This is a genomic window from Microbispora sp. H10949 (assembly GCF_014161435.1).
GTDB lineage: Bacteria > Actinomycetota > Actinomycetes > Streptosporangiales > Streptosporangiaceae > Microbispora > Microbispora triticiradicis.
In genome coordinates this window covers 165,821-179,895 of the sequence record NZ_JABBWZ010000003.1, presented here as the reverse complement: position 1 = coordinate 179,895, position 14,075 = coordinate 165,821, and the positions used below count along the sequence as shown (strand labels likewise).

Here is a 14,075-nt window from a genome sequence, read left to right as displayed (position 1 = left end):
ATCCGGCGGAAACAGGCCGCCGCTGTCATGAAGGGGACTCACCGGCTCACCCCGGTGAGGCGCACCTAGGGTTCCGTTCGGCTGGTCCGAGAGGTGCAGGCGGCTCGGCGCGGAGCCGTTCCACGGCGGGACAAAAGCCCGGGAGGCTGCGACTTCGGCGTCTCCCCGGTCAACGGCGCGGCCGGGACCGGGGAGACGCCGCGGGTCGCGAATCCCGCCGCCCGCCGGGCGGCGGTGGACCAGCCGTCCCCCCGAGGAGTGCCGTGGGCCACCTCCATTCCCACTACGGTCCCGAAGCCCGTAACGCCGTCGAGCGTGAGGCCGAGATCCCCACCACCATGCACGAGCGGGAGATCGCCCGCGGGCTCGAACTCGGCCTGCAGGGCGCCGACTCGATCGTCGACCGCACCATTCCCACCTTCTCCCGCGGCGAACTGCCGCACTTCGCCGGGATCAACACCTTCCTCAAGGCGCCGTACGTCGAGGACGTGCGGCGCTGCGGGGAGTACGACGTGGCGGTGCTCGGCGCGCCCTTCGACGGGGGCACCACCTACCGCTCGGGCACCCGCTTCGGGCCGCAGGGCATCCGCAAGATCTCCGCGCTGTACGGCCCCTACAGCTTCGAGCTCGGCGTCGACCTCCGCGAGTCGATCACGATCTGCGACCTGGGCGACATCTTCACGATCCCGGGCAACATCGAGAAGACCTTCGACCAGATCAGCAAGGGCGTCGCGCACGTCTTCGAGAGCGGCGCCTTCCCGGTGATCCTCGGCGGGGACCACTCGATCGGCTACCCGACCGTGCGCGGGGTGGCCGAACACGTGCGGGGAAACGTCGGCATCATCCACTTCGACCGCCACGTCGACACCCAGGAGACCGACCTCGACGAGCGGATGCACACCACCCCCTGGTTCCACGCCACCGACATCCCGAACGTGCCGCCGAAGAACCTCGTGCAGATCGGCATCGGCGGCTGGCAGGCGCCCCGCCCGGGCGTGAAGGTGGGCCGCGAGCGGGGCACCACGATCATGACGGTCACCGACTGCGTCGAGATGGGCATCGAGGCCGCCGCCGAACGGGCCCTGGAGGTCGCCTGGGACGGCGCGGAGGCCGTCTGGCTGTCCTTCGACGTCGACTGCCTCGACGCGGCCTTCGTGCCCGGAACCGGCTGGCCCGAGCCCGGCGGGTTCCTCCCCCGCGAGGTGCTCAAGTTCATCCAGCTCATCGCCGACGCCCGGCCGCTCGCCGGGATCGAGGTGGTGGAGTGCTCCCCGCCGTACGACAACGCGGAGATCACCTCGCTCATCGCCACCCGGGTCATCTGCGACACCCTCGGGTGCCTGGTGCGCTCGGGACACCTGCCGAAGAGGAAGAAGGAGGCCGTCCAATGACGCGCCGACACCTCGCCGCCGTTCTCGTTCTGCTCCTGCTCGCGGGCTGCGCCTCCCCCGGGGAGCGGCAGGCCGCCGCCCCGGCCGGCTCGACGATCACCCTGGGCTTCAGCGCCTGGCCGGGCTGGTTCCCCTGGCAGGTCGCCGGCGAGCAGGGCCTGTTCCGCAAGAACGGCGTGGACGTCGAGCTCAAGTACTTCGACAGCTACACGGACTCGCTCAACGCGCTGGCCACGGGAACCATCGACGCCAACAGCCAGACGCTCAACGACACCCTGGCGTCCGTGGCCGGCGGGGCGAAGCAGAGCGTCGTGCTGGTCAACGACAACTCCAGCGGCAACGACCAGATCATCGCGGGGCCGGGCATCTCGTCGCTGTCCGGTCTGAAGGGCAGGACCGTCGCCGCCGAGCAGGGCACGGTCGACCACTACCTGCTCCTGCTCGCGCTGCGGAAGGCCGGTCTCACCGAGGCGGACGTGCAGTTCCGGCCGATGCCGACCGACGCCGCCGCGGCGGCCTTCGCCGCCGGGCAGGTGGACGCCGTCGGGGTGTTCGCCCCCTTCACCACGACCGCGCTCAAGCGGAAGGGCAGCCGGGCGATCGCGACGTCGGCCGACTTCCCCGGGGCGATCCCCGACCACCTGGTGGTCACCCGTGACCTCGTCTCCCGCGACCCGAAGGCCGTGCAGGGGCTCGTGTCGGCCTGGTTCGACGCGCTCACCTGGATCGGCGAGCACCGGCCGGAGGCCCTGGAGATCATGGCGAAGCGGGCGGGGGTGAGCGTGTCCGACTACGAGTCGTACGACAAGGGCACGACGATCTTCACGCTGGAGCGCAACCGGACGGCCTTCTCCGGCGAGCTGGACGGCCGCGCCAAGGAGATCGCGGAGTTCCTGGTCTCGGCGAAGCTGGTGGACAGGGCCCCGCCGCTGGAGGGACTGTTCGCGCCCCAGTTCGTCCGCGCGGTGCAGCCGTGACCGCGGCCGAGGCGATGCCGAGACAGGACGCCGGGACGGTCCCGGCGGCGGAAGAGCCCGCGCCGCGCCGGGCGAAGCTCAGAACCGGGCCGCTCACGACCAAGGCGCTCACGACCTCGGTCTCCGCACGTACGGCCTGGCTCCTGCGGTGCCTGTCGATCCTCGTGCCGCTGGCGGTCTGGCAGGCGGTCAGCGCGAGCGGCCGGGTGGACCCCGCGTTCCTGCCCTCCCCGTCGGCGGTCTGGGCGGCCGGGGTGGACATGGCGGCCGGCGGCGAACTGGCCGCCGACCTCGCGGCGAGCCTCGGCCGGATCGCGGCGGGCTTCGGCCTGGCCGTCCTGATCTCGGTGCCGCTGGGGTTCGCGATGGGGACGCTCGGCTGGGCGCAGCCGCTGCTCGAACCGGCCGTCGGCATCCTGCGCTACCTGCCCGCGTCGGCCTTCATCCCGCTGCTGATCATCTGGCTGGGCATCGGCGAGGCGTCGAAGGTGGCGCTGCTCGTCCTCGGCGTGGTGTTCTTCAACACGCTCATGACCGCCGACGCCGTACGGCAGGTGCCGCACCGGCTGCTGGAGGTGTCGGCGACCCTCGGGGCGTCCCGGCCGCGGGTGGCCGCCCGGGTGGTGTTCCCGTACGCGCTGCCGGGGATCATCGACGCGATGCGGGTCAACGCCGCCGCGGCGTGGAACTTCGTGGTCGTCGCCGAACTGGTCGCGGCCACCTCGGGACTCGGTTACCGGATCACCCGCGCCCAGCGGTTCCTGCAGACCGACCGCATCTTCGCGATCCTCGTGGTGATCGGCCTGATCGGCCTGGCCATCGACGTCACGCTGCGCCTGCTGCGCGCCCGGGTGGGGAGGTGGGCCCGTTGACGAGCGCACCGAGCGGTCTTCGGCTGGAGGGCGTGGGCAAGGAGTTCGTCCCGGGCCGGCCGGTGCTCCAGGACGTGGACCTGTCCGTGGCGTCCGGCGACTTCGTCTGCGTGGTGGGGGCGAGCGGCTCGGGCAAGTCGACCCTGCTGGGCATGGTCGCGGGCCTCGTCCCGCCCACGTCCGGCCGGGTGCTGCTGGACGGCCGTGAGGTCGCGGGTCCCGGCCCGGACCGCGGCCTGGTGTTCCAGACCGCCTCGCTGTATCCCTGGCGGACCGTGGCCCAGAACGTCGCGTTCGGCCTGGAGGCGCTCGGCGTGCCGCGCGCCGCCCGGCGGGAGCGGGTGCGGTGGCTGCTCGACGAGGTGGGCCTCGGCCACCTGGCCGGGGCCCTGCCCGGACGCCTGTCGGGCGGGCAGCAGCAGCGGGTGGCGATCGCCCGCGCGCTGGCCTGCGCGCCGCGCGTGCTGCTGCTCGACGAGCCCTTCGGCGCGCTCGACGTGCAGACCAAGGAGGACATGCAGCTGTTCGTACGGCAGGTCTGGCAGGACGTGACACCGGCCGGGGAACGCCCGACGGTCGTCATGGTGACCCACGACACGGAGGAGGCCGTGTTCCTCGCGCGCCGGGTGATCGTGCTGTCCAGCGATCCCGGCCGGATCAGCCAGGAGATCGTCATCGGCCTGCCGGAGCCCCGCCCGCTGGAGATCAAGCGCTCCGCGGAGTTCCTGCGGATCAGGGCGGAGGTCGAGGACCTGGTCCGGGCCGAGCACCGCGCCCACCAGGCGCGTGTCGCCGCCGCGCCGGCGTGATCGTGGGTTTGCGGGAGGGTCGCGGGACGACCGGCGGCGCGGGTGGCGTTAAGGTCGCTGCTGAATGGATTAAGACTCGCTAGTGAAGGGATATCGCCATGGCGACCACTCGTACCGCGACGACGCAGTGGAAGGGCGCCCTGCTCGACGGTTCGGGCGTTGTCTCGCTCGACACCTCCGGCGTCGGCACCTTCGACGTCTCCTGGCCCTCCCGGGCCGAGCAGGCGAACGGCAAGACGAGCCCGGAGGAGCTCATCGCGGCCGCCCACTCCTCGTGCTTCTCGATGGCCCTGTCCCACGGCCTGGCCCAGGCGGGCACCCCGCCGCAGTCGGTCGAGACCCGGGCCGACGTGACCTTCCAGCCCGGAGAGGGCATCACCGGCATCGTGCTCTCCGTACGGGCCCAGGTGCCCGGCCTGTCCGCCGAGGACTTCCAGCAGGCGGCCGAGACCGCCAAGGCGAACTGCCCGGTGAGCAAGGCGCTGGCCGGCACGACGATCACCCTGAACGCCGAACTCGTCGGCTGAACCACCAGTGGGGCCCCCGCCGGACCGGTCCGGCGGGGGCCTCCGCGTGCGCGGACCGGGAGCAGGGGTACCGCCCCAGGTGCACGAATCGTCCGGGCAGTGGAGAATGAGGTTACATGCGCGAGGTTTGGCCTGGAGAGCCCTACCCACTCGGCGCCACCTGGGACGGTGTGGGCACCAATTTCTCGGTGTTCTCGGAGGTGGCCGAGCGGGTCGAGCTGTGCCTGTTCGACGACGACGGCGCGGAGACCCGCGTCGACCTGCCGGAGGTCGACGGCTTCGTCTGGCACGGCTACCTGCCGGGGATCATGCCCGGCCAGCGGTACGGCTTCCGCGTGCACGGCCCCTACCGGCCCGAGCACGGCCACCGGTGCAACCCGGCCAAGCTGCTGCTCGATCCGTACGCGAAGGCGATCGAGGGCTCGGTGCGGTGGAACGAGTCGCTGTTCTCCTACCACTTCGCCGACCCCGCCCGGCTGAACGTCGAGGACTCCGGGCCGCACATGCCGAAGAACGTGGTGGTCAACCCGTTCTTCGAGTGGGGCAACGACCGGCCGCCCCGCACGCCGTACCACGAGACGGTGATCTACGAGGCGCACGTGCGCGGGCTCACCATGCGGCACCCCGCCGTGCCCGAGGAGCAGCGGGGCACCTACGCCGGGCTCGCGCACCCGGCCGTGATCGACCACTTGCGGTCGCTCGGCGTGACGGCGGTCGAGCTCATGCCCGTCCACCAGTTCGTGCCCGAGCACTTCCTGGTCGCCCGGGGGCTGACCAACTACTGGGGCTACAACACGATCGCCTACCTCGCGCCGCACAACGCGTACTCCTGCGCGGGACAGCGCGGCCAGCAGGTCCAGGAGTTCAAGGCGATGGTCCGGGCCCTGCACGACGCGGGGATCGAGGTGATCCTCGACGTGGTCTACAACCACACGGCCGAGGGCGACCACATGGGCCCCACGCTCGGGTTCCGGGGCCTCGACAACGTCGCCTACTACCGGCTGCGCGAGGAGGACCGCCGCTACTACCTCGACTACACCGGCTGCGGCAACTCGCTGAACGTCCGCTCGCCCCACGCGCTCCAGCTGATCATGGATTCGCTGCGTTACTGGGTGCTCGACATGCACGTGGACGGCTTCCGCTTCGACCTCGCCGCCGCGCTCGCCCGCGAGCTGCACGACGTCGACCGGCTCAGCGCGTTCTTCGACCTCATCCAGCAGGACCCGGTGATCTCCCAGGTCAAGCTGATCGCCGAGCCGTGGGACGTCGGTCCCGGCGGCTACCAGGTCGGCAACTTCCCGCCCCTGTGGACCGAGTGGAACGGCAAGTACCGCGACGCCGTACGGGACTTCTGGCGGGGCGACTCCCGGACGCTGCCCGAGTTCGCCTCGCGCCTCGCCGGGTCGAGCGACCTGTACGCGACCAGCGGCCGCCGCCCGGTCGCATCGATCAACTTCGTCACCGCCCACGACGGGTTCACGCTCAACGACCTCGTGTCGTACGACCACAAGCACAACGAGGCCAACGGCGAGGGCAACCGCGACGGCACGGACGACAACCGGTCGTGGAACTGCGGCGCCGAAGGGCCGGTCGACGACCCGGCGATCAACCGGCTGCGGCGGCGCCAGCGGCGCAACCTCCTCACCACCCTGTTCGTGTCCCAGGGCGTGCCGATGCTGCTGGCGGGCGACGAGTTCGGCCGCACCCAGCAGGGCAACAACAACGCCTACTGCCAGGACAACGAGACGTCCTGGATCGACTGGTCCCTGGTCGGGCAGGAACCCGGCCTGCTGGACTTCGTCCGCCGCCTGGGCGCGTTACGGCGGGCCCACCCCGTCTTCCGGCGCCGCCGGTTCTTCCTGGGCCGCACGGTCGGGGACGACAGCAGGGACATCGTCTGGCTCACGCCGTCGGGCACCGAGATGACCGACGCCGACTGGCAGACCGGCTACGCCAAGTCGCTGGGCGTCTACGTCAACGGCGACGCGATCAGCGAGCCCGGCGCGCGGGGCGAGCGGATCACCGACGCGACGTTCCTGCTGCTGATCAACGCGCACCACGAGAGCCTGACCTTCGCCCTCCCCGGCCCGGAGCTGGGCGCGGCCTGGCGTCCCGTGCTCGACACCGCCGACGAGGATCCGCCGGACGACCCGGACGCGGCGGAGACGCTGGTCGCCGGGTCCAAGGTCACCGTCACCGACCGGTCCATGCGCGTCCTCGTGTGCGCCGGCGGCCCGAGCCGCCGGTTACCCTCGGTCGGGTGACTACGGCACCACCACAAAAGCCGCATTCCGGCCTGCCGACGAAGCCCCGGTCGGCGGTCGTACGGGACGCCCTCGGGGTCGGCGCGGCGGTCGGGCTCTCCGGGTTCGCGTTCGGCGTGACGTCGGCCGGGGCCGGGATGACGCTCGCCCAGACCTGCGTGCTGTCGCTGCTGGTCTTCACCGGGGCGTCCCAGTTCGCGCTGGTGGGCGCGCTCGGCGCCGGCGGGGCACCGCTCCCCGCGGCGGCGGGGGCGCTGCTGCTGGGCGTCCGCAACGCGTTCTACGGCCTGCGTCTGTCGCAGGTGCTCGGCCTCCCCGCCGCGGTCCGTCCGCTGGCCGCCCACTGGGTGATCGACGAGACCTCCGCCGTGGCCCTGGCCCAGCCCGACCGGCGCCTCGCCCGGCTCGGGTTCACCGTCACGGGCGTGACCCTGTACGCCGGGTGGAACGTCACGACCCTCCTCGGCGCGCTGGGCGCCGCGGCCCTGGGCGACCCGGCGGCCTGGGGGCTCGACGTGGCCGGTCCGGCCGTCTTCCTCGCCCTGCTCCTGCCCATGCTCCGGGACCGCTCCTCCGCCGCTCCTTCGGCGCGGGCAGGCGCCACCCCGGCTCCGGGCCAGGATGGGGAGGGCACGGCGACGGCCCGGCCGGCCCGGGCCGCGGTCCTCCGGCATGAGGTGGCGGTGGCCGTGCTGGCCGTCGTGCTGGCGCTGGCCTGCGTGCCGTTCCTGCCCGCGGGCGTCCCGGTGCTGGTGGCCGTGCTCGCCGCGCCCGCCGTCCTGGCCGTCGCCGCGCTCCGGTCCCGCGCCGCCGCACGGCGGGAGCGGAGCGCGGCGGCGCGGGCGGAGGAGGCGTGATGGGGGTGTGGATCGCGATCGCGGTCACTGTCGCCGGGTGCTATGCGGTCAAGCTCCTCGGGCTGTCGGTCCCGGCGGCGGTGCTGGAACGGCCGCTCATGCGCAGGCTCGCCGCGCTGGTGCCGATCGCGGCGCTGGCCGCGCTGATCGCCCTGCAGACCTTCGCCGACGGCCGCACGCTCGTCGTCGACGCCCGGGCCGCCGGCCTCGCCGCGGCGGCCGTCGCGCTGCTGCTGCGCGCGCCCTTCCTGGTGGTGGTCGCGGTGGCCGTCGTCGTCACCGCCGCCGTCCGCGCCCTGACCGGCTGAGCTCTGCCGACCTCTGCCGACCGGCCGGATGCCGGGACGGCTCAGCGGGCGAGGATCTCGTCGAGGTCGTAGCTCACCGGGCGTTCGAGCTGGTCGTAGGTGCAGGACTCGGGCGTGCGGTCGGTGCGCCAGCGGCGGAACTGGGCGGTGTGCCGGAACCGGTCGCCCTCCATGTGGTCGTAGGCGACCTCGATGACCCGTTCCGGCCGCAACGGGATGAACGACAGGTCCTTCTTGGCGTTCCACCGCGAGACGGCGCCCGGCAGGCGCTGGCCCTGCGCGCCACCCTGCCGGCCACTCTGCGCGCCGCCCTCCGCCACCTCGGCCCAGTGTCCCCAGGGGTGCTCGCTCAGATCCTCCATCCGGTACGGCGCGAGCTCCCCGACCAGTTCCTCGCGCTTCTTCATCGGGAAGGAGGCGGCCACCCCCACGTGGTGCAGGCGGCCGTCGGCGGAGTACAGCCCGAGCAGCAGCGACCCGACGACCGGCCCCGACTTGTGCTCGCGGTAGCCCGCCACGACGCAGTCGGCCGTCCGCTCGTGCTTGACCTTGAACATCACCCGCTTGTCCGGCGTGTACGGCTGGTCTCCCGGCTTGACCACGATGCCGTCGAGCCCGGCGCCCTCGAACGCGTCGAACCACTCGGCGGCCCGGCCCTCGTCCCGGGTGACCGGGGTGAGCCGCACCGACCGGCCCGCCCCCGCCAGCGCCTCCTCCAGCCGGGCCCGCCGCTCCGAGAACGGCGCCTCCATCAGGTCCTCCGCGCCGACGGCGAGCAGATCGAACGCGACGAAGGAGGCGGGCGTGCTCCCGGCCAGCAGCCGCACCCGGGACTGGGCGGGGTGGATGCGCTGCTGGAGCGCGTCGAAGTCGAGCGACTGGCCCCTGATCAGCACGATCTCGCCGTCCACCACGCACCGGGGCGGCAGCTCCTTCCTGACGGCCTCGACCAGCTCAGGGAAGTAGCGCGTGAAGGGCCGCTCGTTCCTGCTGCCCAGGAAGACCTCGTCGCCGTCGCGGAAGACGATGCAGCGGAAGCCATCCCATTTCGGCTCGTAGTAGAGCGTGCCGTCCTGCTCGGGCAGCTTCTTGACCGCCTTCGCGAGCATCGGCGCGACCGGCGGCACCACCGGCAGGTCCAGGTCCGGGATCAGCGGCTCAACCGGCGGCTTCATCATGCGCCTCCCTGAGATATCGGCAGAAGAGGAAGCCGTCCTCCTCCAGCACCTGGGCGAGGGTCAGCGGCGTGCGCGAGGCGACGCCGTCCAGTATGCGCGCGGCGTCACCCCCGGCCAGCAGCGGGCTCACCGTCAGCGCCAGCTCGTCGACCAGCCCGGCCGCGGCGAGCTGCGCGTTGATCCGCGGCCCGCCCTCGCACAGGATCCGGCCGAGTCCCAGGCCGCGCAGCTCCTCCACCGCGGTCGCGAGATCGACCCGGTCGTCTCCGGCGACGATCACGACGGCCTTGTCCGCGGCCTCGTCCCTGCGGTCCTTCGGCGCCGCCTCCGTCGTGATCACGATGGTCCGGGCGTACGGCTCGGCCTCGGTGAACAGCGGGCCCCCGAGATCGAGGTCGAGCAGGCGGGTGACGACGGCGATCGGCGGCACGGGTGGGCGGCCCTCGCGCGGCGCCCGCCACGACTCGCGCGGGCGGGCGGGCCGGTAGCCCTCCGTGCGGACGGTGGCGGCGCCGGTGAGCACCACGTCGGCCAGGCCGCGCAGCAGCCCGAAGATCCGTTTGTCGGCCCGGCCGGACAGGCCCGCCGAGTGGCCCTCGACCCAGGCCGCGCCGTCGGCGCTCGCCACCATGTTGAGACGCAGCCAGTGGTCACGCGGGTAGGCGTAGGCGGCGGCGATGTCGGGATCGTCCTCGGCGTGGGGATGGATGCGGCGCACGGTTCCCACACTCGCACACCGCACCGACAACACCGCACCGGCACCGCCGGACCGGCGGCTCAGCCCTCCTGACCGCCCTCGGGCCGGGCCTTGGGCGGCTGCACCCGCGCCCCCTAGTCCACAGTTCTCGAGGTTCGCTCCCCCCAATACGAAGGCCCGCGAACATTCTCGAGAACACGTCGCGCTTGTTCATCAGCTACTCGAGTTACTACTTGCTGCGCGATACCGAAGACGGCCGCCCAGGCGAGAATCTGACCACCGGTGTCCAGGTCGGTCAGGCCCGGAATGAAACCACCTTGGATCAGCAACAGCCCCAGGACTGCGGAAACCGCGCCCGCCGGAAGCTTTAGGAGTGCCAATGCTATAGGAAGAGTGTAAGGCGTGGCCGCCCCATGAATATGACGCAAGGTGGCAGCCCCCACCAATGCCGCACCAGACAACCCGATCAATTCCACGAGCGGAATATCCCACACACTGGGTCGCCCACCAAGCGGACAGACCAGGCCCTCTTTAGGATGATAGCAAAGCTTCAACTTGTCGGACTCGAGAATACCCAGAAACATGAACGAGACAGCTATCAAAGCCAAAATGATGGCGGTGACCAGGACGATGTTCCGAAAGCTCCGCAGGTTCACTCTCTCCAGCTGGGCAGCTATGTTGGCCGCCTGCATCGTTTGGATCGCCAATCCACGGTCACATGCCGCCAACTTCCCGTCAGATCGCCTGAGCTGCGATTCAAACTTGGTCCGCCGAGGATCGTTACGACCCAAGTGCTGTTTCGCGCGCGCAAGGATGTTCGTACCCCACCATTCCAGTTCGCCGGGCGGCACCAACCGCAACAACTCAACCTCGGCCTGGTGGATGTTCGCCCACGTACGATCGACTGCCGACCCCGTCCAAACAGACATCGGGTTTCGAAGCCGCGTCGCCGCACCTCGCGCAGCCCCTAAATGCCGCCGCACTCCCCTTGCATAAGCGGAGTCGTTGTTCAGGCGGTCAAGTTCGGTTTCCAGACCATCGATGGTAGCGAGTGCTCGCTCTCGCCAGGAAGTTGTCTTCCGGTTGACGGTTGCGACCGAGGAGCCCTCTCGCATTTCTTCCCCAGATTAGCTACAGAGAAATGCTTACAACTCCAGGGTAAGACTCCCATGTAAGACATGACGACCCAACAGAAGGTATTATTCCCCCAGGTCGTATCCATCATTGCGAGCAATGCGTAATACATCCTCAAGCCGGCACGCACAACCCGCGCCGACTCACCGTACGCGTATGACGCCGCAGGCGATGCGGTCGCCCGAGTCACCGGCCTTGAGCGTCTCGGCGTCGGGGCCCTTCCTGCCGTGGCGGTAGCGGTCCGGAATCTGCGCCGCGTTGTCGGCACGGGCGTGGACGACGACCGAGGCGCCCTCCGGCGCACGTAGCCGGTCCAGGCCGAAGCGATCGGTCAGGAATGTGGCCCGCCCTCTCCCGTCCTTCCCGACCATCAGGTTGGGCAGGTCACCTGCGTGGTCGGGGTGGGAGCCCATGCCGAGGTGCCGGCCTGCGCTGGCGAACGGACTGCCGGTCGCGGGGTCGGTCGACGAGGGGTCGCACACCCCCTTGGCATGGAGGTGCAGCCCGTGGAACCCGGCCGGCAGGTTCTCGACGGCGACGCGCACCCTGGTGGCGCCGTCCTTCTGCTCATTGACGCGGACCACACCGACGGTCCGGCCGTTGGCGTCCTTCAGCGTCGCCCGGGCGTCGGGGCCGTCGCGCACCACCGTCGAAGGCGGGGCCGGGGCGGCCATGTGCGGCAGCCCCACTGCGGGAGTCAGGGCGACGATGAACGACAGGTACGTCCGCCACAGCATGACGATCTCCCTCCTGCCGGAGGAAACGGCTCGTACTGCCCAGGGTAGGCACGCACGTCGGGGAGACCGGGCCAAGACCCTGTCAAGTCTCGGCCCGCGCTTCCGACGAGGCTCAACGAGCGCCGCGAGCACCCGGGAAAGCCGGGCCGGCTTCGCGCAGCGTCATCCTTCGCCGGATGGCCTTGCCTTGCTGGGCTGCACCCGCTTGGGCTCGCCGGGCATCTTCGGGTAGTTCGGCGGATACGGCAGGTCGCCCCGCTCGTCGGCGTCGTACCACTCCAGGAGCGTGCCGATGCCGAAGGCGCGGTCGTCGATCTCCCGCTGCACGTCGCCCAGCGCGGCGAACCGGTCCGGCATCGTCCTCAGGTCGAAGGCGCCGGGGTCGCAGTCCTCCAGCTCGGCCCAGGTCACGGGGGCCGACACCCGGCCGTCGGGCCGGGCGCGCACCGAGTAGGCGGACGCCACCGTCCGGTCGCGGGCGTTCTGGTTGTAGTCGATGAAGACCTTCTCCCCCCGCTCCTCCTTCCACCAGGCGGTCGTCGCGAGATCGGTGCGCCGCTCCACCTCCCGGGCGAAGGCGATGGCGGCGTGCCGCACCTCGGTGAAGGTCCAGCGCGGCTCTATGCGCACGTTCACGTGGACGCCCCGGCTGCCGGAGGTCTTCGGGAAACCCCGCATGCCGAGCTCGTCGAGGACCTCCTTCGCGGTGAAGGCGACCGTACGGGCCTGCTCGAACGAGGTGCCGGGCTGCGGGTCGATGTCGATGCGCAGCTCGTCGGGGTGGTCGAGGTCGGCGCGGCGGGCGTGCCAGGGGTGGAAGTCGATCGTGCCAAGGTTGGCGCACCAGGCGATGGCCGCCACCTCGGTCGGGCAGAAGGCGTCGGCCGTGCGCCCGCTGGGGAAGCGCACGGTGACGGTCTCGATCCAGTCGGGATGCCGGGGCATCCGCTTCTGGTAGATCGCCTCGGAGCCGACGCCGTCCGGATGCCGCTTGAGGTAGGTCGGCCGCTCCCGCATCGCGCGCAGCGCGCCCTCCCCCACGCTCACGTAGTACGTCACCAGGTCGCGCTTGGTCGCGCCGATCGCCGGGAAATAGACCTTGTCCGGGTTGGTGACCTTGACGACCCGGTCACCCACCTCGATCTCGATGTACGGCGAAGCCATGTAGGCGACCCTACCCCCGGGGAAGATCCGGGACGGCCTGATGGTTCCTCACTTCGTAATCCCCGCGAGGGGCCACCGGGCACAGGGTGGTGAGCATGGAAAAGGTAGTCAAGAGCGACGCCGAGTGGCGCGCGCAGCTTTCCCCGGAGGAGTTCCGCGTCCTCCGGCAGGCGGGGACCGAGCGGCCCTACACCGGCGAGTACGTCGGCACCAAGACCGTCGGCGTCTACTCCTGCCGCGCCTGCGGCGCGGAGCTGTTCCGGTCGGAGGCCAAGTTCGAGTCGCACTGCGGCTGGCCGTCGTTCTTCGAGCCGTCGGAGTCGGAGGCCGTGACGCTGCACGAGGACGACTCCCTGGGCATGCGCCGGGTCGAGGTGCGCTGCGCGCGGTGCGACTCGCACCTCGGGCACGTGTTCCACGGCGAGGGTTATCCCACCCCGACAGACGACCGGTACTGCATCAACTCCGTCAGCCTGACCCTGCGGCCGGCCGAGTAGGCCGGCTCAGTTCGGCTTCGGGTAGGTGACCCGGCAGTCGTCGTCGTCCGGGCCGAGGACGTTGGCGAGGACGGGATTGCCGTTCTCGCCGAACCTGGACTGGACGAACACCACGGGGTTGACCTCCCCCCGCTCGGCCAGGTACTCCAGGCCTCGCTTGCACAGGGTGATCGCGGCCTTGGAGTTGTCGGCGTTCTCCGGGAGGCTCGTGTAGATGCGCAGATAGCGGCCGGTGGTGCGGATGTCCTTGACCTTCTTGGCCGTCTTGTCGTTCCACCGGCTGCGGAAGTAGGCGTCCGCCTTCTTGTCCGTGTACTTGGACGGTCCCGACGCCTTCTTCGCCGACGCCTTCTTCTTCCGCGCGCCGTCCGCCTTCTTCCCCGTGTCGACGCTCGCGACGGTGAGCTCACCGGCCGGGGAGGCGTGCGGCGCGGGCGCGGCGGCCACGCCGGCCGGAGCCGCGTCCGGGTGCGACAGCGGCCCGGCGATCGCGAAGGCCCCGACGGCGAAAGCGGCGGCTCCCAGCGACAGTTCGACGACGTGTGAACGGGTCCGCCTCTTACGGCGGCGCCCCCTGGAACGTGCCAGCCCGCTTGACACTCTGCCTCACCTAGACGTAGATCTTCCGTCACAGTATGGCAAAGTCCAGCCGCCGCCAAGTCC

At 71.0% G+C, this 14,075-nt stretch carries 15 protein-coding genes and 1 riboswitch; of the genes, 9 read left to right on the top strand and 6 right to left on the bottom strand.

Translation table 11 applies throughout. From position 1 onward, the window contains the following. Positions 1 to 54: 54 nt before the first annotated feature. Positions 55 to 147, top strand: a riboswitch (guanidine-I (ykkC/yxkD leader). Positions 148 to 263: 116 nt separating this feature from the next. The 8 genes from HHX40_RS08335 (at position 264) to HHX40_RS08300 (ending at position 8,005) form a co-directional block, all read left to right on the top strand. Further along, positions 264 to 1,391, top strand: coding sequence for an agmatinase family protein (locus tag HHX40_RS08335; protein WP_111699544.1), 1,128 nt, complete (start codon positions 264 to 266; stop codon positions 1,389 to 1,391). Next, positions 1,388 to 2,368, top strand: coding sequence for an ABC transporter substrate-binding protein (locus HHX40_RS08330; protein WP_182880068.1), 981 nt, complete (start codon positions 1,388 to 1,390; stop codon positions 2,366 to 2,368). Before HHX40_RS08335 ends, HHX40_RS08330 begins: the two co-directional genes overlap by 4 nt. Further along, positions 2,365 to 3,240 carry an ABC transporter permease gene (locus HHX40_RS08325; RefSeq protein ID WP_220498863.1) on the top strand — a complete coding sequence of 292 codons (876 nt, stop codon included), beginning with the start codon at positions 2,365 to 2,367 and terminating at the stop codon, positions 3,238 to 3,240. The genes HHX40_RS08330 and HHX40_RS08325 overlap by 4 nt, the downstream gene beginning before the upstream one ends. Next, a complete protein-coding gene (locus tag HHX40_RS08320) occupies positions 3,237 to 4,049 on the top strand; it encodes an ABC transporter ATP-binding protein (RefSeq protein ID WP_182880067.1) in 813 nt (270 codons plus the stop codon). Before HHX40_RS08325 ends, HHX40_RS08320 begins: the two co-directional genes overlap by 4 nt. Before the next feature lie 98 nt (positions 4,050 to 4,147). Continuing rightward, a complete protein-coding gene (locus tag HHX40_RS08315; protein WP_111699541.1) occupies positions 4,148 to 4,576 on the top strand; it encodes an OsmC family protein in 429 nt (142 codons plus the stop codon). A 116-nt stretch (positions 4,577 to 4,692) separates the two neighbouring features. Next, complete coding sequence (gene glgX, locus HHX40_RS08310; protein ID WP_182880066.1) at positions 4,693 to 6,840, top strand: glycogen debranching protein GlgX; 2,148 nt, start codon at positions 4,693 to 4,695, stop codon at positions 6,838 to 6,840. After that, positions 6,837 to 7,697 (top strand): AzlC family ABC transporter permease, encoded by an 861-nt coding sequence (locus HHX40_RS08305; RefSeq protein WP_182880065.1) that lies wholly within the window; start codon positions 6,837 to 6,839, stop codon positions 7,695 to 7,697. Before glgX ends, HHX40_RS08305 begins: the two co-directional genes overlap by 4 nt. Continuing rightward, the gene (locus HHX40_RS08300; protein ID WP_111699539.1) at positions 7,697 to 8,005 is read left to right on the top strand and encodes an AzlD domain-containing protein; all 309 of its coding nucleotides are present in this window, start codon (positions 7,697 to 7,699) and stop codon (positions 8,003 to 8,005) included. The genes HHX40_RS08305 and HHX40_RS08300 overlap by 1 nt, the downstream gene beginning before the upstream one ends. Before the next feature lie 41 nt (positions 8,006 to 8,046). Here the strand turns inward: HHX40_RS08300 and HHX40_RS08295 are convergent, their stop codons facing one another. The 5 genes from HHX40_RS08295 to ligD form a co-directional block, all read right to left on the bottom strand. Continuing rightward, positions 8,047 to 9,147 carry an ATP-dependent DNA ligase gene (locus HHX40_RS08295; RefSeq protein ID WP_182880376.1) on the bottom strand — a complete coding sequence of 367 codons (1,101 nt, stop codon included), beginning with the start codon at positions 9,145 to 9,147 and terminating at the stop codon, positions 8,047 to 8,049. A gap of 16 nt (positions 9,148 to 9,163) precedes the next feature. Then, entirely contained in the window at positions 9,164 to 9,910 is a 747-nt protein-coding gene (locus HHX40_RS08290; RefSeq protein WP_310737993.1) for a pyrimidine reductase family protein, read from the bottom strand. A gap of 104 nt (positions 9,911 to 10,014) precedes the next feature. Then, positions 10,015 to 10,995, bottom strand: coding sequence for a hypothetical protein (locus HHX40_RS08285; RefSeq protein WP_182880064.1), 981 nt, complete (start codon positions 10,993 to 10,995; stop codon positions 10,015 to 10,017). A 162-nt stretch (positions 10,996 to 11,157) separates the two neighbouring features. Beyond that, the gene (locus tag HHX40_RS08280; protein ID WP_182880063.1) at positions 11,158 to 11,751 is read right to left on the bottom strand and encodes a superoxide dismutase family protein; all 594 of its coding nucleotides are present in this window, start codon (positions 11,749 to 11,751) and stop codon (positions 11,158 to 11,160) included. Between the two features lie 162 nt (positions 11,752 to 11,913). Next, positions 11,914 to 12,915 carry a non-homologous end-joining DNA ligase gene (gene ligD / locus HHX40_RS08275; RefSeq protein ID WP_182880062.1) on the bottom strand — a complete coding sequence of 334 codons (1,002 nt, stop codon included), beginning with the start codon at positions 12,913 to 12,915 and terminating at the stop codon, positions 11,914 to 11,916. 95 nt (positions 12,916 to 13,010) lie between these two features. On the opposite strand from ligD, the gene msrB reads away from it, so the two are divergent. Next, entirely contained in the window at positions 13,011 to 13,412 is a 402-nt protein-coding gene (msrB, locus tag HHX40_RS08270) for a peptide-methionine (R)-S-oxide reductase MsrB (protein WP_111699536.1), read from the top strand. Between the two features lie 6 nt (positions 13,413 to 13,418). Here the strand turns inward: msrB and HHX40_RS08265 are convergent, their stop codons facing one another. Next, positions 13,419 to 14,012, bottom strand: coding sequence for a hypothetical protein (locus HHX40_RS08265; protein WP_182874237.1), 594 nt, complete (start codon positions 14,010 to 14,012; stop codon positions 13,419 to 13,421). Positions 14,013 to 14,075 lie beyond the last annotated feature (63 nt).